Annotated in this window: 19 protein-coding genes and 1 riboswitch; of the genes, 10 read left to right on the forward strand and 9 right to left on the reverse strand. The window is 35.0% G+C overall.

The genetic code is table 11. The features are described from left to right. The 3 genes from ACEYOS_RS07815 to ACEYOS_RS07825 form a co-directional block, all read left to right on the forward strand. On the forward strand, nt 1-262 hold a 262-nt coding region (locus tag ACEYOS_RS07815; protein ID WP_373797554.1), incomplete at its 5' end, for a tyrosine-type recombinase/integrase. Nucleotides 263-491: 229 nt separating this feature from the next. Then, on the forward strand, nt 492-773 hold the full coding sequence (locus ACEYOS_RS07820; RefSeq protein WP_076387087.1) for an AlpA family transcriptional regulator: 282 nt from the start codon (nt 492-494) through the stop codon (nt 771-773). A 104-nt stretch (nt 774-877) separates the two neighbouring features. Next, nucleotides 878-2,038, forward strand: a complete 1,161-nt coding sequence (locus ACEYOS_RS07825; protein ID WP_373707982.1) for a VapE domain-containing protein — start codon at nt 878-880, stop codon at nt 2,036-2,038. Nucleotides 2,039-3,182: 1,144 nt separating this feature from the next. Here the strand turns inward: ACEYOS_RS07825 and ACEYOS_RS07830 are convergent. The 9 genes from ACEYOS_RS07830 to ACEYOS_RS07870 all read right to left on the reverse strand — a co-directional run bounded on the left by ACEYOS_RS07830 (nt 3,183) and on the right by ACEYOS_RS07870 (nt 8,348). Next, nucleotides 3,183-3,776, reverse strand: coding sequence for a murein L,D-transpeptidase catalytic domain-containing protein (locus ACEYOS_RS07830; RefSeq protein ID WP_373707981.1), 594 nt, complete (start codon nt 3,774-3,776; stop codon nt 3,183-3,185). A 155-nt stretch (nt 3,777-3,931) separates the two neighbouring features. Next, complete coding sequence (locus ACEYOS_RS07835; RefSeq protein WP_373707980.1) at nt 3,932-4,138, reverse strand: ADP-ribosylglycohydrolase family protein; 207 nt, start codon at nt 4,136-4,138, stop codon at nt 3,932-3,934. A gap of 35 nt (nt 4,139-4,173) precedes the next feature. Beyond that, nucleotides 4,174-4,938, reverse strand: coding sequence for an N-formylglutamate amidohydrolase (locus tag ACEYOS_RS07840; protein WP_373707979.1), 765 nt, complete (start codon nt 4,936-4,938; stop codon nt 4,174-4,176). A gap of 5 nt (nt 4,939-4,943) precedes the next feature. Beyond that, the gene (locus ACEYOS_RS07845) at nt 4,944-5,195 is read right to left on the reverse strand and encodes a hypothetical protein (RefSeq protein ID WP_373707978.1); all 252 of its coding nucleotides are present in this window, start codon (nt 5,193-5,195) and stop codon (nt 4,944-4,946) included. Nucleotides 5,196-5,259: 64 nt separating this feature from the next. Then, nucleotides 5,260-6,132 (reverse strand): hypothetical protein, encoded by an 873-nt coding sequence (locus tag ACEYOS_RS07850; RefSeq protein ID WP_373707977.1) that lies wholly within the window; start codon nt 6,130-6,132, stop codon nt 5,260-5,262. Between the two features lie 62 nt (nt 6,133-6,194). Further along, entirely contained in the window at nt 6,195-6,575 is a 381-nt protein-coding gene (locus tag ACEYOS_RS07855) for a hypothetical protein (RefSeq protein WP_373707976.1), read from the reverse strand. Nucleotides 6,576-6,594: 19 nt separating this feature from the next. Then, nucleotides 6,595-7,284 carry a hypothetical protein gene (locus ACEYOS_RS07860; protein ID WP_373707975.1) on the reverse strand — a complete coding sequence of 230 codons (690 nt, stop codon included), beginning with the start codon at nt 7,282-7,284 and terminating at the stop codon, nt 6,595-6,597. Then, nucleotides 7,281-7,919 carry a hypothetical protein gene (locus tag ACEYOS_RS07865; RefSeq protein ID WP_373707974.1) on the reverse strand — a complete coding sequence of 213 codons (639 nt, stop codon included), beginning with the start codon at nt 7,917-7,919 and terminating at the stop codon, nt 7,281-7,283. The genes ACEYOS_RS07860 and ACEYOS_RS07865 overlap by 4 nt, the downstream gene beginning before the upstream one ends. A 15-nt stretch (nt 7,920-7,934) precedes the next feature. Then, a complete protein-coding gene (locus ACEYOS_RS07870) occupies nt 7,935-8,348 on the reverse strand; it encodes a hypothetical protein (RefSeq protein WP_373707973.1) in 414 nt (137 codons plus the stop codon). A gap of 52 nt (nt 8,349-8,400) precedes the next feature. Beyond that, nucleotides 8,401-8,502: riboswitch (SAM-I-IV-variant riboswitch) on the reverse strand. Between the two features lie 643 nt (nt 8,503-9,145). On the opposite strand from ACEYOS_RS07870, the gene ACEYOS_RS07875 reads away from it, so the two are divergent. The 7 genes from ACEYOS_RS07875 to ACEYOS_RS07905 all read left to right on the forward strand — a co-directional run bounded on the left by ACEYOS_RS07875 (nt 9,146) and on the right by ACEYOS_RS07905 (nt 22,155). Next, the gene (locus tag ACEYOS_RS07875; RefSeq protein WP_373748097.1) at nt 9,146-10,012 is read left to right on the forward strand and encodes a hypothetical protein; all 867 of its coding nucleotides are present in this window, start codon (nt 9,146-9,148) and stop codon (nt 10,010-10,012) included. A 225-nt stretch (nt 10,013-10,237) separates the two neighbouring features. Further along, the gene (locus ACEYOS_RS07880) at nt 10,238-10,708 is read left to right on the forward strand and encodes a BrxE family protein (RefSeq protein ID WP_373707971.1); all 471 of its coding nucleotides are present in this window, start codon (nt 10,238-10,240) and stop codon (nt 10,706-10,708) included. Further along, complete coding sequence (locus ACEYOS_RS07885; RefSeq protein ID WP_373707970.1) at nt 10,708-11,475, forward strand: BrxA family protein; 768 nt, start codon at nt 10,708-10,710, stop codon at nt 11,473-11,475. The genes ACEYOS_RS07880 and ACEYOS_RS07885 overlap by 1 nt, the downstream gene beginning before the upstream one ends. After that, nucleotides 11,462-12,028 (forward strand): BREX protein BrxB domain-containing protein, encoded by a 567-nt coding sequence (locus ACEYOS_RS07890; protein ID WP_373707969.1) that lies wholly within the window; start codon nt 11,462-11,464, stop codon nt 12,026-12,028. The genes ACEYOS_RS07885 and ACEYOS_RS07890 overlap by 14 nt, the downstream gene beginning before the upstream one ends. Nucleotides 12,029-12,040: 12 nt before the next feature. Next, nucleotides 12,041-15,682 carry a BREX system P-loop protein BrxC gene (brxC, locus tag ACEYOS_RS07895; protein WP_373707968.1) on the forward strand — a complete coding sequence of 1,214 codons (3,642 nt, stop codon included), beginning with the start codon at nt 12,041-12,043 and terminating at the stop codon, nt 15,680-15,682. Between the two features lies 1 nt (nt 15,683). After that, nucleotides 15,684-19,637 carry a BREX-1 system adenine-specific DNA-methyltransferase PglX gene (pglX, locus tag ACEYOS_RS07900; protein ID WP_373707967.1) on the forward strand — a complete coding sequence of 1,318 codons (3,954 nt, stop codon included), beginning with the start codon at nt 15,684-15,686 and terminating at the stop codon, nt 19,635-19,637. A 40-nt stretch (nt 19,638-19,677) separates the two neighbouring features. After that, complete coding sequence (locus ACEYOS_RS07905) at nt 19,678-22,155, forward strand: PglZ domain-containing protein (RefSeq protein ID WP_373707966.1); 2,478 nt, start codon at nt 19,678-19,680, stop codon at nt 22,153-22,155. Nucleotide 22,156: the final 1 nt, after the last annotated feature.

Raw genomic sequence — 22,156 nt, forward strand, 5'->3', positions numbered from 1 at the left:
TAAAGGTTTGAAATATGGGATGACTTATAACACTGAAATTATCCGTTGGTGCAATCGCGCGGCAGTACCAAAGCACATTACTTTTCATTCTGCAAGACATACCAATGCCGTGCTATTACTGGAAAACGGTGCAGATATTTACACGGTTTCAAAAAGACTGGGACATCGCGAAATTAGAACAACTGCGATTTATGCTAAAATCGTGGACAGTAAAATGAAAGAAGCAGCAGAAATAATTCCGGAACTTACGTTGGAAATGTGAGTATTTTTCTTTGAAGTATGTTACATTAAAGAAAAATCTGAGTTTTAAAACCTAATTTTTCACTTTTAAGCAAATACAATCCAGAATAGCCCAGATTAATCTTATTTAGACTTTTTTTGAACCGTTTTTAATCCAAAGTAATAGTATTTAGCCTTTTGCAAACTTCTGGTATTGCCCATTAAGTTTATGATGTTGACTTTTGTATCAATAAATCAATCAAACGATACAAATGGAAAATGAACTCATTCTACACAAACTCAATCGTATCGAAAAACATATTTTCGGACTGAAAGAAATTCTCAACACAGAGGAATTATCTGATTATACTGGATTCAAGAAATCCTATATCTACAAGTTGGTTCATACCAACAGTATTCCTTTTTCTAAACCCAACGGAAAAGTTCTCTTTTTCGAACGTAAAAAAATTGATACTTGGTTGTTAAAAAACAGCCATAAATCTAATGATGAAATCCAACAGGAAGCTGTGGAGTTTTCTCTACGAAAAAAGTAAAACCCAACTATTGCAGTAGTTGGGCTTAAATGTATTGTTTCACTTGGAAGTGAAGTACAAATATAGCAATTATTTGTTTCTGCTTCCCAAATACCTAATCTTTTATGGAGGAAGATAAAATGCTGTATCAAACTGGTGCAGTAAGCAAAACTATATTTGATCGAACGCTGAAATATCTTAATTCTAAGTATTCTTTGAGATTTAATACGATATCTCTGGAGTTTGAAATCAAAATATCATTAGATAAAAAATGGTCGAGTTTGAACTTAAGTTCATTGTATATCGAACTCATTCAATCCGGAATTGATATCCCAATGAATAAATTGGAAATCCTGGTAAGAAGTCATCTCATTGAACAATATGATCCCATTTCGGAATATTTTGAAAGTTTGGAAGATTGGGACGGCGACGATCACATTAAAAACCTTTGTAGTTACGTAAAAACCAATGATGATAAAGCCTTTCTTTATCATATGGAGAGATGGTTTACCAGAGCAGTTTTATGTGCTTTAGAAAAAGAAAAAATAAATAAACATTGTTTAGTCCTCGCCAATACTATTCAAAATAGTGGCAAATCAACTTTTTTGAGATTTTTTATTCCGAGAAAATTGATGAATTATCTCTCGGAAGATATCGGTTTGGATAAAGACAGCAGAATTAAACTGTGTAAAAATTTGATTATCAATTTAGATGAACTTTCAGTTTTAGCAAAAGCAGATATCAATTCGTTGAAAGCATTTATTTCGAAAACACACATCAACGAAAGATTGCCTTATGCGAGGAAATCAGAATATTTGGAGCGGATTTGCAGTTTTGTTGGTTCTACTAACAAAACTGATTTTCTGACTGATGAATCGGGCAGCGTGCGCTGGATCATTTTTGAAGTGACCGAGAAAATCAACTTTAATTATTCATTGGAAATCGACATAGATAAAGTATGGGCTCAAGCCTATTTCAATGCTTATAAAAGAAAAGATTTCAATCCGGAATTAACATTAGCGGATATTTCCGAAAACGAAAAGCGCAATGAGCGATTTACACAGATGACTTTAGAACAAGAAATGGTCAACAAGTTTTTTGAACCATCGGATAATCTGGAAGAATTTAAGACTGCGACCGAAGTGATGATGGATTTGAGCACGCAAGGAATTCGATTAAATCATTTAAAAATTGGGAGAGCGCTATCATCATTCAAATTTCCCAGAGTAAAACATCCACAAAGACAAATCTATGGTTACCTCATTCGGTTGAAAACCACAGATTAATTTTATAAATAGAAAATCAACTACCTACTTACCTAACGGTTTTAAATGATTCTATGTCAGATTGTTATATAGGTAAGTAGAATTAAATAAAGTTACCTAAAGTTACCTATTTAAAGCCACTCGGTAAGTAGGTAGAATGAGGTAAGAACAAAAAATTCCTTTAAATAATTGATTATCTAATGTTTGGTAAGTAGGTAGGTTGTTTAGCGTAAAACATAGAAAATATATTTTCATTTTTATAATGAAAGAGAAGTATCAGAAATGATTAACGATTTTTATCTTTTAGAAGCAACTTCATTAAATTTTGTATTTCCCTGAAAATTTAGCGATTTATTTATTCAGAAATTAATCAGATCCAATTTTTTTTCTTTTCTAAAGCAAAAATCTACGGGCAACTTTTAATAATATTTATAAATCTAACCTGCGTAAAATAGACCTAGGTATATGATTAATATCTGCGTAAAATAAATCCAGGTCACCTGCGTAAAATAGTATCAGCAATATCGATAACCTGCGTAAAATAGATACAAGTCACCTGCGTAAAATAATACCAGCACTAAGGCCAACCTGCGTAAAATAGATACAGGTAACCTGCGTAAAATAAGTACAGGTTAAAATATTTCATATTTTAGAGCTCTAAAAATCATATCTATTTGTAAGTCATTTTATTACAGATGATCCACACCATTTTTTAGAGGTCTGAAAGAAAAAACAGTTTTTGTATAGCAAGATGTGTCTTTGTACCCACAAACTTTTCAAGTTTATAGCCACAAAGACGATCTTGCCTTTTTGCAAAAGGGGAAAAAACTTCGGGACTCGTTTTTTAATGAATGAGAATTTTTTAGAAAAGATGAATTTCTATAAAATTAGAAAAAAAAGAAATGATGATGCTGAAAAAAAAATATTAGGCGATGCGAAAATTAAAGTGTTATTTGGATTTTTTGAAAGTATTTTTATTGCCCTGCGGCTGAATTTAGTAATCTATAAATTCTTAATATTAATATTTGAAGTATTAATCTAAAATACGCATCTTCAAAACATTAGTAAAAACTTAGTTAACACCTAACCTGAAAGTTGCGATCAATAAAAATCTATGGAGATTTTAATAAATGCATCAGTAATATTCATCATAGATTTCATTTATTTAACCAATCACCCAAAGCAAAACCTGCTGATCGCTTTTTTGAATTTTTCGGTCAATAAATTTAAAAGCGCCTTTTGAAACGGCAGGACAACCTCTGCTTTTTCCGATTTTTCTAGGATAAACTTCCTTATTGGGAACGTAGTTGGATGGGTGGAGTACGATCATTCGGCATACGGCGTTACTGTTGGTAGCATCCTTGCCCTCAAGCTCGTATTTAAAACCATAATTTAAGCTGATCTGTTTGTTGGCTGCAATTACATATTTTCCAAGAGAAGAGGAGTAACTTTTAGGATCGTTACTGAAAGTGACGTTATCTGATTTGCGCTTTTTGCCCGATCCATGCATAGACAAAAATGAATTGGTCACTTTCTTTTTCTTAAAATCCCAAATGTAAAGTCTGTCTTTTCCGGAGTGAAGAGATAAGTCCACCAATATAAAAAAATCAGTGGAGAGCCCATTCTTCTTAGCATATTTTAAGGCGGAATCAGCTTGTGTATTATAGTTTTTATAAACCTTTGAACGCATTTGCTCCTTCTTTCCACAACTAATAGTGATGAGAAATAGTGCGATTAAAAAGTACAAGTTTTTATTCATATAATATTTATTAATGATTTTTAGTGTTGTCCGCTTCACAGGAAACCAGGAAGAATAAAAAAAATATAGTAAGTTAAGACATACATAATTAATAGGTGTTTTTTAATTACTGATTGTATTTTGAATCAAACTCTATCATAATTTCGAAAAACTCTTCAGGCAAAATTCCATAGATTTTCAGAAAAGTCTTTGTTTTTTAGAAGCTCATCTGCCACTGCAATGGTCAGCACCGTATCATCTGTAAATTTAGAATTTTCAAGATAGAGGTTGAAGTCTTTGGTTTTTACATTATTGAATTCGTAGGTCGATCCGATGATATCACCGGCTACAGCTCCTAAGAGGATATTGGTGTTTAAAATCATTTTTAGTTCCCGTTAAAGAAGTTCAAGATACAATTTTAGTTGGTAATTTTTAAAGAGTCGAAGTACATTTTCATACCCTTACAAAATTCTGTCACCACTTTTTTAATTTGTAAGTAGTTATCTGATTTTTCATTGGTAAGTTCTTTCAGATAAAGTTTTCGGTTAATTTCCAGCATGATCGACTGCACCTTTTTCTCTTTTTGATAAAATTCAATCGGTACAATAGAACCTGCATACGGCCAGTCAATTCCTACTGAATATCCCTTATCATTAAAGAATGATTGAGAATATTCAGTTAGCTCAGGACGGGTATGAAAAGCATCTGTTCCGATATTAAAATCGGGTCGGTTCGGGGATTTATCCAGACTTCTGTTTAAGGGTATGTTAGGAAAAGAATGACCGTCGATAATCAACGCTCTGCCATTTTCCTCTAACTGATTTCTGACCGTATTCGCAAGCTGACTGTGATGTGGCCAATAATAGTCATTTAAAATTTGATTTCTTAATTCCGGGCTAACATTTCGAATGGTTTCTCCATTATCACTTTTCGTGTAAAGTACACCCATCCCAAACTGCGCCATCAACTCTTGTTCGTCATCGGAAAACCGTTCGGGGTCGCAGAAAATTCTTGAAAATTCAGCCTTAATGATCATATCACTTTCCGACGAAAATAAGTCGTCGGTGTACCAGTCGGTTAACTTTAAAATCTCTTGATCAAGGATGTAATCTGAAACAATGTATCCATCTTTCAAAGGAACGTGCGTTGAAGAATGGGGGATATGTAGAATTGTCTTTAACATAACATTTATTGTATTTCTGCGCTTTGGAAAACAATTTTTCCGTTTACCTGTTTTATTTTTCTGGCAAGTCTTAAGGTATTTTTAGTGATAATTAAACTGCTGTCAAAATCTCTTCTTAGAAATTCGTACCTCATTGCATCTAAATATTCTGCTCTTGCATTTCCCCAGGCCGTAATTCCTACCTCGTGATTGAACATTTCGATAAGTTTTTCATCCCTTGCCATCGCAAATCGTTCTTCAAATTCTTGTTCTCTCATTATCATAATTATGGGTGCATTTTTTTTTACTGATTTATAAATTCTTTTTATGAAGGGGAATTAATTAATTATTGAAATATGCCAGGCGGACTTTCTGTCCATTTTTAATTTCATAAATGCCCAAACCTGCTACATGTCCTGATAATTGACTTTTTCCCAATATCGCTATTTTATAGCCTTCCAGTTTCTCATATTGTTCTGGTGATAATCGCGGCGTAATACCAAACTGGGTTCCGACAAATAAAGGTACTCGTGAATCTTTTGGGTTTAAAAAAACGTCCATTTGAACTTCCCAAGTTTCTTCAAATGAAAAATTTTGATTAATAATAATTTGAGTTATAGTTTTTAATCTAATACTACCGTATTCTTTGTCTTTCGATAGTGCCTGAAACCATTTCCTTTTGCTCTTGGCTTCCAAAATTTCGTCACTTATCAAGCTTTCAGCATTATTTTCGTATACCTCATTATATACGCGTTGATAATCTTTTGGAGATAGATAGTTAATATCCAATTTCCGTCGTGTGATAAGGTTAACAATGCTTTTGCAAAAACTCTCTCTTATTCTTTTACTGATATAGTTCCCGGGATAACCGTGCATATATTGTCTGTATTTCTCTTGGGCATATTCATTTACTGTCTTTTCACACCGATCGTTATCATCAACACTTATTTTTAGTTCGGGATGATTTTTTGATTCTTCCAGTATCGCTTCATAATTTGAAATTAACTGATGATATAAGAGGAAAAACACACCCACTACATCTATCTTCAATCCCTTTGGACTGTATTCTTCCAGGTAGGTGTCATCATTAAAATATTCAAATTTCATCCCGACGAATGGATAAAGAAACTCGCCTTCAAAATAATCACAAGTATCAGCTGTTATTTTGAAAATTATTTGATGCTCTAAAATAGTGGTGATGATTATTTTTTCCATGGTGTATTTCTTTGCTGTTTATAGTATTAATTTCTGTGTCTCATATGAAGCATAACTTACCGTTACTTTATTTTCGGATCTGTCGCATCATCAGCCTCAAGCAGGACATTGCGGTCGCTGAATTCTATTAAAATCCTGTTCTGAGAGAAAGTTTGCATCATTTGGGATGCAAGGTTTAAAACCGTCTTCCTAAAAGTTTTTTTGCCTACAAGCTGTTTTGGATAATTGATGAACTTCAAGGCAAGATGCTTTTCTGTAAGGTTTCCGCATACAAAATCAAATTCATAAACTGCCGGACAAAACATCAGTTGATGATCTGCAGTCCTTTCTAATTGCCACCGCTTGATGAATTCAATATAATCCGCCTTCTTATAATACACACCACTATATTTTTTTTGAAGTCCGATATTAATAATGCCCTTGTAATTTTTTTTATTTGTCATAATTTGGAATTTTTATATCTTATTGGGTGAAATTTTTATAATTTTCTTTCCACCATTCTTTTATTTGCTCTTCAAATTCTGTCTTTATACCGGTATGCAAATCCAGATAAAGATTTAATTTTTTATTCTCAGAAAATTCATTAAAAATTCTGCATCGTTGACCGTCTAGTAATGTGTTCATGTTAAATCGATACATTTTCCTTATACCCATCACCATATAAATAAATTGTATAGGAAAACTTGACTTGTTGTACGCTTTCCCATCAATAAAAATCATCTGCACCATATCGTGAATTCTTGATCTTAAACTCACGCTGATATCCCTTGGTTTAAAGCCTTCTAATATTTTTTCTGTGTACAGTATGCTATCTACAGATTTTTCATTTTCATAATCTGATTGATCGCACAGTTCTGCAGGTCCATCACCCATTTTCTCATTGTTAAGCGGTTGATTTTTTCTTTTGTAAATCCACCGTGCTGCATAATATAACCCCTCCATCAGATCATTTATTTTTCTTATTTTTTCGTCAAAACTGTATCCTTTCTCACAATATATTTCCGCATTTAATTGATAGGGTATCAAAAGTTGCAGGTCAATAAAATTATTGTCATCAGATTCGTTTACCGCACATATTTCCAGCGTTGTTCCATAATCATCTAATATTGTTTTAGTGTACAGTTGTTTGCGTTTTTGTTCTATTTTTATCATAATCCTAAATTTGTTATGTCCAAAAATTCCTGTTGCAGAAACCAGTCGTATTTTCCTTTTGTTCTTGTCAGGATTTGTTCCGCCAGCAATTCAATCCTTTGATATTCATTTTTCTCCATATATTCTTTCAGGTCTGCTTCTAATTCTGAAAAGATGGGTGGTTGTGCATTTTCAGTGAATCGGGTTCTGATGTCAAGATCAGCACATTTACCGTTTTTGATGAAGTAGTGAGAGAGAAATCGGAATATTTCTTCGCTTGTATTTCCATTGAAAGAATCGGTAAAAGTGCTGAAGTGATTTTTCATAAAAATTTTCATCAACTCCTCACGGTTGCGATGATAGTCTTCGACTTTTTTATTATTAAATTTTTCCAGGGTTTCCAGAAGTATTCTAAAATCAGAAGCGATCTGCTCTTTTTGACTCTGGATAATTTTGCAGAGATCATACGCCTGTTCCAACAAGGTTTTTACAAACTTACTTTCGTCAGGTTCATTTGATTGATTTGGAACGCCCTGTAAAGTAAATCCCTCACAGGGTGAAATCATTTGCACTTCTGCCAAATCCGGCAACAAAAAGTTCACATTTCCGATGATCCGGAAATTGCCTTTCTCAAAATAGAGGATGCTGTTTTTCATATTTACACTGTTTGATCATTGCATTGAAACGTACGGAATCAGAACTCTTATTGCCGTTTGAGTTTTATCACTTGTCCGGAATATTAATATAAAATCATTTAGTGAAGATGGCAACTTTCTTTTTTGACAAATATTAACGTAGAAATTCATTAAATTTAAAAAGAGATTTGTTTCTTTTCTTTTTGAAAGAATTAATTGAAGAATAGTTGTTGCAGTCTCACTAAGAAACTCATATCCTCCAGTTTTTGTACTAAACTCCATTCTGACATCAGAAACACAGTAGTGCCTTTTACAATTTTTCTTTTTTGGAGATGAATTAAAAAGTTTTGACTCGTCTGTTGTTTTTTGCACATTGTGACTTACCGTACTTGGAAATGACCAGTCGGTAGTTCTGTACATTCTCATTGTTCTGCTTTGTCTCTGGCTCATAGAAATAAATTTTAAGATTAATTTTTATTTATATCAGCAGGGAATAGTGGGAATTAACCTTTTATTTTGGCAGGCAGCCCTCATTCTATGCCACCGTGGAGGATGAACTCTCGGTTGGCGTTCTGCTTTGAAGCAGAATCTCCTGATGATTGTTGTTTACTATTGCAAAGAAAACACAATAGGGTGCAATCTATCTGCATAGTAAAAATTAATTATTTTTGGATAGAATTCCCTGTTCAAGATTTTAGCGTAATTAGTGTCTCTGATTACCGTACGAAAATCAAAGTTGGATGCTGTTTCATAATCTTACAAAATCAGTAAAATCCCGCACTTTTTTTAAGTGAAAAAAAATATTCTTCCTTCGAGGTTTGTTCGATGTTTGTTCGAACCTCCTTCGAAGGTTCTTTGACAAAAAACAATATCATTTTAGACAGATTTTTTGTCTATGGAAATTTATTTTATTCTTTCGAAATCAGTTGATTTTTTTAGAAGTATAGAGAAAGATTTTTATGATATAACTTCGCTTCAATAACCGATAAAACAAAAGTTCTTGTGGAATTAAGGTCGTGGAGAAAATAGAGATATAACTGGTAGATATTTTACCATGGACTTTTTGTGATGCGGGAGCGAGAAAATAATGTGACGTTTGTTGAAAAAAGGTTCAGACGATTAGCATCTTAACACTATTATTCTTATCGCTAGAAATAAGCGTGTTTTACAATTTATATTTCCAAAACTTTGAATGTAGTGTATTTCAGTTAAAAATATTAAATTTATGCCGCTTGAAAACAACACGAATGATCAACCGGCTTAAAAATGCAACTATCGGAGATATTGCGGTAACAGAATTACTTTGTTACGACGAAAAAAATATTCCTAAACTCTTGAACTTATGCAGAAGAAATTCAATCTCCTATATACCGTCCCAAGACAGGAAATCTATCTATAAAATGACTGATGATGGTTTCGTACAGGAAAAAATAAATGATGATCTCTGCATGAGCCCGGGCGAACTTATTTTTGATGAGATTACCATAAAAAAGTTTACGAAAGTAGATCATAATGAGATCAGGTTTGTTCTACAGGATGGAAAGATTTATGGTGTTGTTCATATTGTAGATTATAACAGCGAATATCTTTTGGTAGAATTATATAGAGCGTTTCTTCGGTTTGAAAATAATCTCAGAAGTCTGTTGATAAAAAAAGACCTGAAGAATGAGGATTTTATAAAGTGGGTACGGGTGATGAGCGACTGCGAAATTTATGAAGACGATAATACTCAAAATTACTGGACCAAAAGATATGTAACACTAATGCCTGCAGAAGACGGCAAAAGATGGCGTGTTGAAAATGAAAGACGGAATCTTTATGCCTTTCAGACTTTTCTGTTTTCAGATCTCCTGGAATATGCAATTGATTGTAAACTTTTAGATTCATCGGTGTTCCCATCCTATATTCTTAAAAAACTGCGAAACTATATTGCTCATGCCCGACATCTTACTTCTATAAGTGAAGCCGAGGAAGGTAATTTGATCTATAACTTTTCACATCTTAAAAAATTTATAGCGGATCTCAAAACGTTTTTTTTCGCTTTTGATCATTTGGAAGATTTACTACAAAGTAAGGATAAAAATAATTTTTCTTCTGCGGATATTTCCAAATAAATGCACATCTAGTGCACAGTGGGTTTTTACTTTTGCAGAAGTTACATTCGAAATATTTTTAGATTATTTTCAATGATAAAGAGTTTAAAAGTATATAGCTGGACATCGTGATAAACAATAAACATTAGAAAGTTTTAGTATGAAAATATTACGGCAAATCGCTATATTAGCAATTTAAGAACCGCTTGATGAAACAAAAATTAATAAACTGTCAAATTTAAATCAATGAAAGAAGATGTTAGTATTAAAATCAACAGATTACGCTTGGCTGTTGGTTATATGATTGAAAATAAAAAATGGTGGAATACTGAGTTTTTTGCACCGGAATCACGGGATTTTTTGACTTTTATATTTCCCAAATCAACTAAACATGGCGCCGACCATTTCGTACAGGCTTTGAGATTCTCAACAGACAATGAAGTTGGTTCCAATTATTACCATCTTTTCAGATTGCCAATAGAATTAGAAGAGCAAATTTATAAAACTAATTCTGCAGAGAAAGTTACAATTGAGAATGAACAACAAGCTGTTAAATTGTTAAAAGAACTGTCAGATGGCTTAAATGTCGAAAACAACACTGGCCCGATTAATATTGGAAGCGCGGATCATATCGGTGAAGATACTGTTCAAACATTTGCTGCGCAGTATTACCGTGCGTTTCTTAACAATTATCAAATTCACCCCTATCTGAATTAATGAAAGTTACTAAATTTTTATACAATTCGAATTTAGCTAAGGGTACCGGTTTGATCAATGAAACCTTAACACTTATAGCGTTTTATGAGAAGAATGATACAAAAGTATCATTCTTAAATCGCTGTATATCACAAAATATTTTAAATAAATCCACGGAAAAAAGAACGAAAGATATCATCACCCTTGTATTTTATCCTCGTTATTGGAACGATACAGGAAATGTTATTCCATATCTTAAAAAATTAAGAGAAAACGGACTAAGTTTAGAGGGTATGAGATCTCTTATGTTATACTACACAGCCAAAGCAAATCCTGTTCTTAAAGATTTTATTTTTGAACTGGTTGAAATTAATAATCACAAGAAAATACAGTCCGAAACTGCTAGGAATTTCTTGCTGCAGGCCATGTCGGATTATAAAGTTCCGTTATGGAGTGATTCTATCATTAAGCGGGTGTCCTCTTATCTGATTTCCTGTTTAAAGGATTTTGATCTAATGAATATAGAGGGGCATTTTAAAACAAATTATCCGATTCAAACCGTAATTAATTATTTGATACATGAATTTCATTTTCAGGGAAAAAGTGATGCTCAAATTGTAAAAGTCGAGATGTGGAAATTGTTTGGTCTTACAAATTATGAGGTAATAGGTGAAATTGAGAAACTTTCTTTTAAAGGAAATTTTATTTTTCAATATTCGGGACAAATATTAAATATCGGGTGGAAATATAAAAATATGGATCAACTTATAGAAAATGAATATAGATAAAAATTTTACAGATTTATTAAATTACTTGGTTGAGCCTAAAGCACTTGATCATGGTGGTGGTAAAACAATTTGCTACCTAACATTTCCTAATTCAAGGATACAATATGTTAAACAAAAACTGAACGACGGCTGGTTGGATATAGTTAGACATAAAGGACTCAGTCCTGTTGTACTCTCTATTCATAAAGTGTTGAAGGACTTTTTTCAGACAGATGATTACAGAATTGAAGTCGGGAAAGATGCATCTGATTCAGAAGATGAAATGAGAGAATTGTTTGATAGCTTGGGAAATAATTTAAAGGAACAGGAAATTATTGAAAATGCGATACTAAGTAAGCAGGAAGATATTAAAGAAATCGTGAATGGAGTTTTGGTTATAACCGATCTGGAAGCGATCCACCCCTACACAAGGTTCGGACCTATTGAACAGAAAATATACAACAGAATTGAAGTTCCCATTATCGTTATGTATCCAGGCGAAATGACAGGGTCAGCACTAAAATTTTTAGAGTTTTACCCTGAAGACGGAAATTACAGATCAAAGCATTTTTAGAAACACAATATTATGGCAAAAATTAAAGAGATATTTGGCACTGAAAAAAATATTTATCGCACTATTGAAAAAGTAGTAACTTTTGGAAACGCTACGGAAATTAACCTGAAGAATGAGATTTCAGAATATGTAGTAACGGACAGATTAAAAGATAACTTTGATAAAATCCTTGATGCGCTTAAGGATGGTATGCTAGACGGGTCAAATGAAATTGGAATCTGGGTTTCAGGTTTTTACGGTTCTGGTAAAAGTTCTTTTGCGAAATATCTTGCGTATGGTCTTCAAAAAGATTTTACGGTTGATGGACAGCTGTTTATGGACAGATTATCTCACCGGATCAATTCTGAAGCAACAAGCAGAATGTTTAAAACAATTGTCGATCAATATGATCCTGCCGTTATTCTATTGGACTGTGCGACTGAGCAGATAAAAGGGGGAACTCTTCCGCCGATACTCGAACTTTTAGTTGCTAAAGTTAATCAGCTTGCCGGTTATTCTACTGATGGACAATTAGCAAATCTTGAACAGATGCTACAGAAAGACAACAGACTTTCAGACTTTGTTTCTAAAATTAAGGAAGTCCATGGTAAGAACTGGGACGAAATAAAGATCAATGACCAGCTAAGAGCTAAAGGAATTGCCAGCATTTTAGCTTCTGAATTCTATCCCGAAATCTGGAGGGACGACAAAGCTTTTAAAATAACCAAAGTTGATGATATGCGGACCGATAAGCAGAAAATTGAAGAACTGCTTTCAACAATTCGACTCATGACTGGGAAAGAGAATATTATTTTTGTTATCGATGAAGTTGGCCAATATATTTCTGCAAAAGAGAGTCTGATCCTATCATTGCAGGGAACTCTGGAGAACCTGAAAGATATTGGGGGAGGAAAGGCCTGGCTCCTCGCAACGGCGCAGCAGACGTTAACGGAAGATAATCCAAGCTCGCGTCTAAATTCAGATAAATTATACAAGCTAAAAGACAGGTTTCCGATCAAAGCTGAAATTGAAGCTTCTGATATTAAAGAGATTTGTACACAACGAATTTTAGGGAAGTCAGCTGTTTTTTCAGATCATCTTAAAGGATTATACAAAACGAACGGAGATAAACTTCGTCTTTACACTAAACTCGAAAAGTGTGAAAGAACGATGTACAGCAAAGATGAGCTGGATGAAAAATTGTTTACCAATCTGTATCCCTTCTTACCACAGCACTTTGAGATCATTATATCTTTATTGGGAAGATTGGCGAAAATTACAGGTGGTGTTGGTTTAAGGTCTGCTATTAAAGTAATTCAGGACGTGTTGACTGAAAAACTTTCTTCAGAAGATAAGGATTTAGCAGAATTTGAGATCGGGAAATTAGCGACTACTTATCACATTTATGATGTGTTAAAAGCAGATATCGGAAAATCCTACAGCCATATTGTCGCTGCCGTTAATAAGATCACAGGGATTTATGGTGATACTTCGGAAGAGGCAAAGGTTTCCAAATCTATTGCAGTTTTACAGTTGCTGGATGATTTTCATCTTTCCACTAAAAATGTTGCTGCCCTCATGCATCCCAATGTTTCCAGTAACTCAATGTACGACGAGGTTTCGAAAATAGTAGAAGCTTTAAAAGATACGCCGGGTTGTACTTTAAATGAGATCGACGGTGAATTAAGATTTATGACCGATGCCATCATTAATATTGAGAACGAAAAAAATAAAATTTATCCTACCTCAGGAGATATCCGAAAAGTATATGAAAATATTATTAAAGATATTTTTTCTCCCGTTCCGCAGACCCGACTTTTAAATACCAAAACTGTCCGTACGGGAATCAATCTTAATCAGGATGGGAAAGTATATAAATTACTGGAACCCAATGAAGAAATTCAAATGGATGTGATTATTGCAGACCCTGCTTCTTATGACAAATTAAGGGATGATTTAATTAAGAGCAGTACAGATAGTATCGCAAATTCCAGAATGTTTTTAATTGGTAAGAACGATAAAAATCTTGACAATAAACTAATCGATATTGTTAAGAACGAAATGATCTATGGTACCAGAACCAGACATTCGGACAAAGAAATAATCGACTATCTAAACAGCCAGGATCAGGAAGCGAAAAGATTGATCGATGTCGTTCGTCGAACCATTGTTCAGGCTTTTGAAAAAGGAGAATTTGTATTTAGAGGGAATAATAAACCTGTGATCTCATATGGAGCCAAGCTCCGCGATTCAGCGAACGGGAAACTGAAAGAAGTTGCAGAACTGGTCTACAGTAAGTATCGCCAGGCTCCAATCGTGGTAGGCGGCTCTGATGCCGAGAAGTTACTGAACTTTCCGGATTTAAAAACCTTGCCTCCATCGCTCAATCATTTTGACCTGCTAAAGAATGATGGCAGTGTAGAATTAGAAACCGAAGCACTCAGATCGATCAGAGAATATATTGTCAAGGAAGACCAGGTAGAAGGCCGCAAGCTTTTGGAATATTTCGATTCAGCACCGTTCGGTTGGAGCAAAGATACCACCCGGTTCTTGGTATCTGCGATGTTCTTAGCCTCAGATGTTAAATTAAGGATCAGCGGTGATGATATCAAAGTAAAGGGGCCAAAGGCGATCGAAGCATTAAAAAATGTAATTGGCTTCAATAAAATTGGAATTTCTACCTATCAGGCAAACGAAAGACCTACCATGCAGATGTTATCGCTTTCCGTAAGACGCCTTGCGCAGTTGACCGGGGAGCAGGTTGCTCCGCTGCAGGATAAAATAGCAGAAGTGGTAAGACGGTTCTTCCCTGAATTTCAAACCAAATATTCAGCGATCAAAACCAAACTGGAATACCTGGAACTTCCGGGGCAGGAAAGAGCTCAGGAAGTACAGGACGGGATTGCTGAAGTTTTGAAAGGAGAAGGATCAGATGCTGCCTTTAGATTGGGCAAAGATGATTCTGATCTTTTTCTAAATCTAATGTGGATCACAGAGGTTCATAAAGGATTTGAAAACGGGATGGAAAAATCTTTCAGAATAGCAAATGATTTACGAAAAAATATAGAAAATCTCCCGGATTCAGGTCTTCTTAAAGATCTTAAAGAAAGCACTCAAAGTGATTTCGATCTGGTTAAAGAAATAACCGCGGATGAAGCTTTTGTTGAAAGAACCTCTGAACTGAAAAATGCAATATCAAATATTCAAACCTTGTGTTCTGATTATTGTCAAAAATTGCAGACAACAGAAAATATAAAAATTCAATCGGAAATTGATCAGATTAAAAATGATCAGGACTGGAGCGAATTGAAAGAGGAGCAGAAGGAAGTTTTGTTGTCAAAACTTGGCAGTTTGGTCGTCGAGAACAAACAGGGTCTTGATGGAATTAAGGAAATTTTGAATCTTAATTACAGCATCAATAATACTTTTACGGAAGTTAGGGGACAGATAACAGAATATGTAAAAACTCCCGTGCCTATTCCTCCTGTAGTTTCTCCGGAACCTGGTGGCACTTCTCCCGTAAATCCAATTATGAAGAAAATTACCATACATAAGAACATGAGCAATTTTTCTAAAAGAATTTTAAATGAACAACAATTGAGTAGTATCATTAAGGAACTGGAACAGTTACGAAAAGATCTTGATGACGGAAAAATAATCGAAATAAACTGGTAAAATGGCATTAACGCAGGGCGCAAGAAATAAAATAAAATCCATCGTTCAGTCAGCAAAGAAGTTGTTGATGAACGAATTTCAAAGTCAGTTACAGCAGTACTACGGTATCCGTCCGGATGGTTCCTGTCTTTTGGTTGAAGAATTAACCTCCCGTAAAGCTTCAGATATTGAAACTGCAAGACTGCTTCGCCAGCGACTTCATTATTTGGAAGAAGGAATCGCAGGAAATGATAAAGCAGCAGAAGCTGTGCAGCAGTTGGTTAGGGAACAGGCCTTTACCGTGCTAAACCGTTTAGCCGCAGTACGGATGTCTGAAGAACGAAACATTATCCGCGAATCGGTTCGCAAGAGTTTTAATTCAGAAGGATTTCTTGTCTATGATCAGTTGACCGGCGGTGCCAAAACTGCAGATGAGTTTACACGTTACACGTGGTATATTGGTCACGTCTTCGATGAGCTCTCCATTGATCTACCTGCAGTGTTTGACCGTTTTTCGCCTTATGCCTTATTATTCCCCTCAGAAAATGTATTGCTTGATCTTTTGGCGATCATTAATGACGAAGAAGTAACTATTTATCGGGAAACAGGGCAGCAACCAGTAAACCTTTGGACCGAAGATGAAACCATCGGTTGGATCTACCAATACTATAACGGCCGCGAAGAGATCTCCGAAATGCGCGAGGCTTCCGGAGCACCAAGAAACAGCCGTGAATTGGCCGTCCGTAATCAGTTTTTTACCCCGAGATATGTCGTGCAGTTTTTGGTAGACAACAGTTTGGGCAGACAGTGGTTTGAAATGACCAAAAGCCAGACCGCGCTGGTTGATCTATGCCAATACATGGTCAAAAGAGATCAGGAGATTTTCCTGACAGAAGGTGAAATTACGCCCGATGCCCAAATTGAAGGTGCAAATTATATTGAATTCCGGGCGTTGAAAGATCCGCGCGATATTCTCATGCTGGATCCAGCTTGTGGTTCTATGCACTTTGGATTGTATTGTTTTGATATTTATGAGCAGATCTATATTGAAGCTTGGGACAACCACCCGAAAATGTTTACTGATCTTCGCGAACAACATCTTCGGGAGGATTTTATAAAGATGATACCGGGATTTATTCTGCGGTACAATATTCATGGGGTCGATATTGATCCCAGAGCGCTGCAGATCGCCGGACTGAGTTTATGGTTAAGAGCCCAGAAAACTTTTGACAAATTAAATATAGATCCTGCAGACCGGCCTGCGATCAGCAAGAGTAATTTAGTACTTGCCGAACCTATGCCGGGAGATCCGGAGTTGTTGGCTGAATTTACCCAAAGTCTGCCGGGACCGATTGGGAAACTGGTAAAATTGATCTGGGATAAAATGCAATTGGTGGGCGAAACCGGTCTTCTCCTGAAAATTGAAGAAGAACTGAAGAAAGAAATTGAAATTACCAAAGAAGAATATAAAAAATACAAAAACAGTTCTGCTCAGTTGGGCCTGTTTGATACCGAAGCCGAAGAGAAAGTTGCGAAGATGGCCGCTATTTACGGAAAAGGCCAGAACATTACCAAAGATTTTTTTGATACTGCAGAAGAGGAAGTTTTGAAAGCCTTAAAACGTTTCTCTGAAAATGCTGAAGGTAAAGATGCTTTTCAGAAATTACTCTTTGCCGAAGATACCACGCGTGGATTTGCATTTATAGAGTTATGCAGGAAAAAGTATGACGTGATTGTTATGAATCCGCCTTTTGGAGCAGCAGCAGAAAAGTCTAAAAATTACGTTGATACAAATTATTCTTTGAGTAAATACGATTTAGCCTCCGTATTTGTGGACCGAACTTTAGAGCTACTAGAAGAAAACGGAAACGTTGGAAGTCTGACCACGCGAACTATCTTTTTTTTAGGATCATACAGTCGCTGGAGAACAGAACAGTTACTTAATAAAAATTTTGTAAAATATTTCGCAGATTTAGGAATGGGAGTTCTCGATGCAATGGTTGAAACATCTGCTTACGTATTAAAACAAGGTCTTTCTCATCAAAAATCTATTTTTTTTAGATGTACTAATCAATCTATAAAGGAAAAAGCTTTAAAAGAAATGGTTACAAAAAAGAATGATAAAAATATTTATGTAATAGATTCAAAAGTTTTTAAAGCAATATCAAATGAACCCTTTTCCTATTGGGTAAATTTAAAGACTGAAAAATTATTTAAAGAGGAAAAAAAGTTTAAATCAAAATCAAGAAATGCTATCCAGGGTTTAATAACTTCAGATGATTTCAGATTTGTCCGGAATAGGTGGGAAGTCAACAGTTTCTATAATTATCTTTCCGGCGGAGAAAGTCAACGGTTCTTTAGGAACCAAGATACTGTTGTGAACTGGAGTAGAAATGGAATTGAAATTAAAAATTTTTTTAATTTAAAAGGAAAGATTAAATCAAGACCACAAAATTTAGAATATTATTTTAAGAAAGGACTTAGTTGTGCTAACAGAACAAGTATTTTTAAACCGCATATTGTCGAATCTGGCTGTATATCAGGGGCTAAAAGATATTTAATATTTATCGAGAATGAAAAGGAAATTCTTTCTACTTGTGCTTTATTTAATAGTAAATATTTTGACTATTGTATAAAACTTAGTATGGAGTGGATTGAACGACCTACTTTTATAAATGGCACCGTTAATAAATTACCTTACCCTGAACTACCCGAAGAACTGAAAAATAGTCTTGCACAAATGACATTTAGACAGAGAAATCGTGTGAAATTTACATTTAATATAGAGGAAAAAAGTACTGCATTCACAAATAATGATTTTTTTAAATATAGAAATTTATTGGAGTTTAGTAAGGTGTGGCGAATCAAATTGAATACGGAAAAAAAGTTATATGAAGAGGAGCTTAAAGAATTGAATGAATTGGTTTATGATTATTTTGGAATTAGCAAAGAAGATCAACAGAATATTGATGAAATAACATTGAAAGCGGGTAATGAGAACGAAGGTAAAGCATTTGAAAAAACGGAGCAAATTCTTTTTGATTCTTTTATTTCAATATTGATTGGATCAATATTTGGTCGTTGGGACATCAGCTTGTTTAAATATTGGAAGGAAGAATGGAGTGACGAAGATATCTTTAAAGCCAGAAATCACAGTCCTTTTTTATATGGAGCCAGAGAATCAACCTTAGATTTGGTACTTCCGGAATACCATGATCAAATAAGAGAAATCTGGGATATGCCCTATCCTATAAAAGTTCTGGAAGATGTTGCCACCGTTTCAGATATCAATCCGGTCGTCGGCAAATTAAAAGAGGTCATTCAATACTTTTGGCCGGAAACCTTTGGTACTATTGAGGAAGAATTAATGGAGCATTTTAAAGTAAATGAACTTTCCGAAATATTTGATAAACATTCTAAATTCTTTGATGCGCACCTGAAGGATTATTCCCGCAATAAAAGAATTTCGCCAATTTACTGGCATGTTGGTGTTCCATCCGGCAAATTCAATGTTTGGGTCTACTATCCAAAACTGAACGATGCTTCGCTTTTTAAAATGGTCAACGAACTGGTTGAGCCAAAGATCAAAGAAATTACAAAAGAGGTAGAAGTACTGGAAATGAACGGTTCGGGGAAAGAATACGCAGATCAAAAATTATTTTTAGCAGAACTGGAAGATTTCAAAGAAGAAATCCTTCGCGTTGCTCACTTGCCTTATCGACCCAACCAGGATGATGGTGTACTCATCACTGCTGCACCACTACACAATCTTTTCCGCCACACCAAATGGAAAAAAGCCACCCAGGATTGTTGGAAACAACTCGAAAAAGGAGAGTACGATTGGGCACATTTAGCCTACAGTATTTGGCCGGAACGTGTACGCAAGAAATGCGAAAAAGATCTGAGCATGGCCATTGCGCATGGTTTAGAAGAGATATGTGCAGTAAAACCAAAAGAAACACAAGGGAAATTGTAAAATAAATCAAGCAGCCGCTCTTAATTTTAAATAGAGAAGAATGATAAAAGAATATATCCATCAACATTTTCAAAAAAAACTGGGCTCAGGTTATGGTTTGGTTATTTATGATCCCCATTTATTTTATAAAGACATCGTTCTCGGGTTAGAAAATGAAGACATCAAAGTTTTTGATGCGTCGGAAAATGTGGTTACTGCAAGAGAAGAAGCACTTGATTTTTGGGTGAATATAATGCCTGAAAATAAAAAATCAAAAATAGTAGTGTACGTGCCGTTCGCTTACAAAAGTGATCCAGATGATCTCACCTTCGATCCCTTCATTATATTTTCTTCCGGTGGTTGCATATACCCCGATCAGGCTGCCGATGAATATAAGCAGTTATGTCTCGCCGCTCTTCCGGAGAAAGAAACGAAAATTGAAGAGTTTTTCAAAGATGAAAAATATCCTTCCTTCGACGCAATCGATGCATTGCAGGGAGGCAATAATTATCCGAAATTAAAAAGCGGATTAAATGCATCATCAAACACAGAAATTCTGATCGCAATGTTGATCCCTTCCACGGCTCAAAAGGATTTTTTATTAAATGATAAAACCTGGAATAAAGAATTAAAAGCTTTTACGAAAAGCGTTTTAGGGATTACTTTACAAAATCAAAAGTTTCAGGCTGTTTCGCAGGAACTATGGAACCTTGTTTTATACAGTGAATTTGTGCATGATTTGCCGATTGAATTACCGAAACAACTTAAAGATGTTCCGCTTGCACAACCAAATACAATGGTTTTAATTCAACAGGTTTGTACACAACTAAGAAAAACAAAAGATGTTGAAGAAATTTATGTTAATCAGGCACAGCGCGTGAGTGAAGAACTTTCTTTGCCGAAACTATTTGCGCAAGAGACCGACTTAGGTCGGATCAATACCTTTGCTTTTGAGGACACCACTTTCTTTAATGAATTTAAAGAAAAACTCGTTTCCGGTGAATTGAAAAAAGCGGAAACATTGCTCAACCAAGAATCTATTTGGAGTACCTATGATGATGACCGAAGATCTTCCTGGTTGATTGGTAAAAAAGCACATCTTATTAAAAAATTGGTCGAAAAATTAAGCGCAGATGCAAAAAAATATACTGATCTTAATGCAATAGTAAATTGGTATGCGGCCGAAGTTCACCAATTGGATACCTTGCATAGAGAATTGGATAAAAGTTACGCTGAATTAATATCCGCTTCTCCGATATTAAAAGAAGTTCATAAATACGCCGTACATGCATATTTGACTTTTGTCGAAGACTTACAAAAAACCTTTCTCGATCAAGTGAAAGGCCAGGGATTGAGCACCCTTTCGATTCAACGGAATATTGATCTGTTTGACAAAAGAGTAGAGCCACTTTTAAAATCGGGTAAAAAGACCGTTTATTTTTTAGCAGATGCAATGCGTTACGAACTTGCAAGTCAACTGAAGGAAAGATTAGAAAGGAATCAGTTTGATACCGAACTGGAACCTGCTTTGGCCTTTTCTCCTACAGTTACTAAATACGCCATGGCAGCCTTAATGCCAAAAGCAGCTTCGAATTTATCACTTAAAATAAAAAATGACAAATTAGAACCTTATTTCTCTGATGTTGAATCATCTACGCGGGAGAGTCGTATAAAATATACTTCTCAAATTTTAGGAGACAAAGCTTCCTGGGCGTGGGATAAAGATGTTTTGACCGATAAATATAATAAGACAGATCTGTTGATTGTGACCACAACCGAAATTGATCAGGCAGGAGAGAATTCTCCAGATAATGCACAGTTGCTCATTGAACAGGCATTGATGAAGATTCTTAAAATCTCCAGTAAATTGAAAGACGAAGGTTATGAAGAATTTGTATTGGCTGCCGACCATGGATTTGTTTTACTACATGAATTCAAAGCGGGTAACAACAGTCATAAACCTGTTGGAGACTGGTACCTTCAAAAATCACGATGCCTCGCTGGAAAGGGTTCAACAAATACTGACCACGTCGAATTGTCAGCGTCAGAATTAGGTATAACCTCGGAGGTAGATCAATTTTTATTTTTAAAAAATTATGCTACTTATGAACGCGGTAAGCAATTTTTTCACGAAGGTATTTCGTTACAGGAAATCATCACACCATGTTTGACTTATCGCCCGCAGAAAATTTCGCAAAAGGACGATATTCAGATCAATCTAACCTACAAAGGTAAGGCATCAGGTAGCATCACTACATTAAGACCCTCTTTAGAACTCGCTGCTTTTGGAGAATCTCTTTTCGGAGAAATTAATGATGTTCAGATTGAAGCGGTGAGTGGAGATAAAATCGTTGGTCGCCCAGCGCCGTCAGAATCGGTGAATTCAACGACTGGATATGTTGAAATCGCAGAAAACACTACATTGAAATTTTCATTGGCAATGGAGGAAGATTTCGAAGGTGAATTTACAGTATATGCAAAATCACCAGCTACAGGATTGATCCTTTCAGAATTAAAACTAACAACCAATTACATGTAAA

Origin of the sequence: Kaistella sp. (genome assembly GCF_041824135.1) — a bacterium.
Lineage (GTDB): Bacteria > Bacteroidota > Bacteroidia > Flavobacteriales > Weeksellaceae > Kaistella.

Excerpts from the sequence above, each read along its gene's own strand:
- ACEYOS_RS07865 (WP_373707974.1), bottom strand. The coding sequence starts at position 7,919 with ATGAAAAACAGCATCCTCTATTTTGAGAAAGGCAATTTCCGGATCATC.
- ACEYOS_RS07905 (WP_373707966.1), top strand. The coding sequence starts at position 19,678 with ATGATAAAAGAATATATCCATCAACATTTTCAAAAAAAACTGGGCTCA.
- ACEYOS_RS07875 (WP_373748097.1), top strand. The coding sequence starts at position 9,146 with ATGATCAACCGGCTTAAAAATGCAACTATCGGAGATATTGCGGTAACA.
- ACEYOS_RS07835 (WP_373707980.1), bottom strand. The coding sequence starts at position 4,138 with ATGATTTTAAACACCAATATCCTCTTAGGAGCTGTAGCCGGTGATATC.
- ACEYOS_RS07850 (WP_373707977.1), bottom strand. The coding sequence starts at position 6,132 with ATGGAAAAAATAATCATCACCACTATTTTAGAGCATCAAATAATTTTC.
- ACEYOS_RS07880 (WP_373707971.1), top strand. The coding sequence starts at position 10,238 with ATGAAAGAAGATGTTAGTATTAAAATCAACAGATTACGCTTGGCTGTT.
- ACEYOS_RS07820 (WP_076387087.1), top strand. The coding sequence starts at position 492 with ATGGAAAATGAACTCATTCTACACAAACTCAATCGTATCGAAAAACAT.
- pglX (WP_373707967.1), top strand. The coding sequence starts at position 15,684 with ATGGCATTAACGCAGGGCGCAAGAAATAAAATAAAATCCATCGTTCAG.
- ACEYOS_RS07855 (WP_373707976.1), bottom strand. The coding sequence starts at position 6,575 with ATGACAAATAAAAAAAATTACAAGGGCATTATTAATATCGGACTTCAA.
- ACEYOS_RS07860 (WP_373707975.1), bottom strand. The coding sequence starts at position 7,284 with ATGATAAAAATAGAACAAAAACGCAAACAACTGTACACTAAAACAATA.
- ACEYOS_RS07825 (WP_373707982.1), top strand. The coding sequence starts at position 878 with ATGGAGGAAGATAAAATGCTGTATCAAACTGGTGCAGTAAGCAAAACT.
- ACEYOS_RS07840 (WP_373707979.1), bottom strand. The coding sequence starts at position 4,938 with ATGTTAAAGACAATTCTACATATCCCCCATTCTTCAACGCACGTTCCT.
- ACEYOS_RS07870 (WP_373707973.1), bottom strand. The coding sequence starts at position 8,348 with ATGAGCCAGAGACAAAGCAGAACAATGAGAATGTACAGAACTACCGAC.
- ACEYOS_RS07830 (WP_373707981.1), bottom strand. The coding sequence starts at position 3,776 with ATGAATAAAAACTTGTACTTTTTAATCGCACTATTTCTCATCACTATT.
- ACEYOS_RS07885 (WP_373707970.1), top strand. The coding sequence starts at position 10,708 with ATGAAAGTTACTAAATTTTTATACAATTCGAATTTAGCTAAGGGTACC.
- ACEYOS_RS07845 (WP_373707978.1), bottom strand. The coding sequence starts at position 5,195 with ATGAGAGAACAAGAATTTGAAGAACGATTTGCGATGGCAAGGGATGAA.
- ACEYOS_RS07890 (WP_373707969.1), top strand. The coding sequence starts at position 11,462 with ATGAATATAGATAAAAATTTTACAGATTTATTAAATTACTTGGTTGAG.
- brxC (WP_373707968.1), top strand. The coding sequence starts at position 12,041 with ATGGCAAAAATTAAAGAGATATTTGGCACTGAAAAAAATATTTATCGC.